This window comes from Streptomyces sp. SYSU D01066-1 (genome assembly GCF_054956795.1).
In genome coordinates this window covers 1-2,671 of the sequence record NZ_JBUDHV010000074.1, presented here as the reverse complement: position 1 = coordinate 2,671, position 2,671 = coordinate 1, and the positions used below count along the sequence as shown (strand labels likewise).

Genomic DNA, 2,671 nt, shown 5'->3' with positions numbered 1-2,671 from the left:
GAGCTACCAAGAGGCCCTTCTTCCATGCGCCTGCACCGGTCAGCTCACCCGAACCAGGACCCCGTTCGAACCCGATCGACTCCACGAGCGGATAGAGAAGGGCCAGTTACGCTGCCAGTCACAGGCGGAAGACGAAAGTACGTTGTGGGACTGCCAGTGGCCGGCCTCCCACAGCTCGACGGTCCTTTTCGTCACACCGCGGTGGCTCTCCTGGCCTTGACGGTCAGCGTTGGTTGCGCGGGGTCCGACCGCACACCTGATGATGCCCCTACAGCAAAACCCGCAACCGTGGAAGAGGCAGCGAGCCCTGTGCCGCGGACGCCAACTGTCACCGGTCCAGCGACTACTGCACGGGAGGCGGCGCGGCAGTTCGCACAGGCCCTTTCGCCAGGGGTGACGTCAACAGCCTGCGGCCTGGCGGATGCTCGGTCTGATTAGCGCCGCCCCCGGGCAAGGAGGCAGCGCCGTAGAGGTAGGCGAGGTGGTCAGCGTTTCCGCTGGGGGCGCGGTCGATGAGGTTGGGCCGGCTGCTGGTGGTGGGGAGCCTTCCGCGTCGTCAGGCTGCGTTGCTACCAGCGGCATACCGGCAGTGATGCGAGGGTGCTGGGGGCGGAGGTCGATGCCGCGGGGTGGAGCAGGCTGCTGCGATCCGCTCTGGGTGGCCCGAGAGTTGCATAGGGGAAGGCACTCTCGTGAGCATGATCCAGCCGGTTGTCGACGGGGTACGCACCGACCACCCAGTTCCCGGCTTCCCTGACGTTTGCGGATGCTATTGATAGGACCGCAACAGGATCTTTGACCGCATGTGTCACCAGAATGCCGCTATGTTGTAGTCAGCGTAGTGGCATGCCCTTCGCTGCAAGGGCGTCAGCGAGGATGCGTACTGCCTTTGGACCGACGCCGTGCATTGCGAGGAGGTCGGCCTTGGTGTGAGTTGCGACCTGGTCGAGTGTGGTCAATCCGGCATTGGACAACGCACGTGTCGCGGTCTTACCGATGCTGGCCGGTAGATCGCTGTCTGGCTGAATGGGTGACTCCATGATGGCAGTCAACGTCACAGCCAACCGCCTTGGCGCGCAGTGTTTCCACGCGGCCATTACCAGGGACCACAGGTGCTGGCCGTCGACATCGATCAATGGCGCTTGGAGCCCAACCGGCTTGCCCGCATGGATCAGCCGTTCGGCATTCCGGTAGGTCGCTACGGCCTCCCCAGCCTCCGCTTCGGGGAGTGTCAACCGTATTGTGCCGTCCTTCGTCACCGAGGCGAACTCCTTGCCTCGCACGGAGTAGGTCACCATCCCGTCCGCAGTGTGCTCTTCGACCTCCTGGAAGGTCAGCGCTGTCTTACGCAACTGAGCTCGTGTCGTCATTCCGTGATGCTAGCGAAAGCCACCGACGACAAGGGTTCGTTCGATAGACAGTTCGTCGCGTCCCGGTGTCCCACTCGGCGGGCTACCCGGGGCGAGACGCAGCCACGTCAGCCTCTGCCTCCTCGGCCGGCGTACAAGGTTTCTGAGGCGCGGGGCGGATGTTGTCGGCTCGGATGCCGGTGGCATCCCGGGTGAGGTCGAAGTGCACCCGCCTGCCCGCGACCAACTCGCGCGCCGCGTCACCGCGCACTGCCGAACGGTGGGCGACGGCATCGAAGCCACCGCCATCCGGGGCGATAAGGCCCACGCCCCGGACCGGATCGAACCACTTCACCACGCCACTGGGCATACAACCCCCACAGGTTGACTCAACTGGGGGGGTGTGCACTCAGCATCGCGAACGCCCGTCTGCACGTGCAACCCGCGCCCGGAGAGACGCGCGAGGCAGACATCCGGCGCAATATCCTCGATGCAGCTTCCGATGACGTTCGGTTCATGCGATTGGCGGGTACTTTTCGAACAACCAGCCAGGCCCCCACAGTCGCTGCTGGCCTCGCGCCATGATGACAACAGACGTCCTAGCGGCGCTGCTGGCCATCTTCACAGTTCTGATGGTGCTACTTGGGTTCCGTTCGAAGAGTAGTTCGGTGAGGGCGCGAGTAACGGCTCAACGCGAACTACTTCGCTCCCGAATGCTTTCAACGAAAGCGCTCAGTGGCCTTGCGAGACTTGTGCAGATGCTGGCAATGCGCCGCTACTCGACAGTACGCGACGGTGAAGAGTGGTCCCTGCCCCCCATCCCTGCTGTTCGATAGGTAACGGGTGGGACGCGGCGAGCGCCGCTGACAGGGAGCGCTACAGAGGCTGGCTTAAGTCCCGCCCTCCTGTGAATGGGAGGGGCGGACATGCCTGCGGAACAGCGAAAGAGTAACCGTAGTCGGAAACGCGAGAGGGCCGAGCAGGACATCGACTGTCCTCGTCGGTGGGTGATCGCTGCAGCTATCCGGGGCTTCTTCTCCGGAATCGCTCAAAAGGTCATTGACTTCTTCGTTCACTAACGACTCGTGATAATGGTCCGTCATCGCTTGCGTTGGCGGACCATTATTGCATTCCTCGAAAGCGTCGAATGCACGGCGGATCTGCCGCTCGCGGCCGCCGTGCTCACGTGCCGGCCGCGCGTCGAGCTAACGCCCCTAGGGGGTGTCTTCAATTGATCTTGCATGGTGGATCATGGTCGGGTGATACGTCGTCATGAACTGTCCGATGCGGAGTGGGAGTTCGTCCGGCCGTTGCTGCCTGTG

At 63.3% G+C, this 2,671-nt stretch carries 2 protein-coding genes; both read right to left on the bottom strand.

The annotated features are described in order from the left end of the window. Nucleotides 1–833: 833 nt before the first annotated feature. Nucleotides 834–1,370, bottom strand: coding sequence for a hypothetical protein (locus tag ACY1JF_RS31810; protein WP_462708746.1), 537 nt, complete (start codon nucleotides 1,368–1,370; stop codon nucleotides 834–836). Between the two features lie 82 nt (nucleotides 1,371–1,452). Next, the gene (locus tag ACY1JF_RS31805; RefSeq protein WP_462708745.1) at nucleotides 1,453–1,707 is read right to left on the bottom strand and encodes a cold-shock protein; all 255 of its coding nucleotides are present in this window, start codon (nucleotides 1,705–1,707) and stop codon (nucleotides 1,453–1,455) included. Between the last annotated feature and the right edge of the window lie 964 nt (nucleotides 1,708–2,671).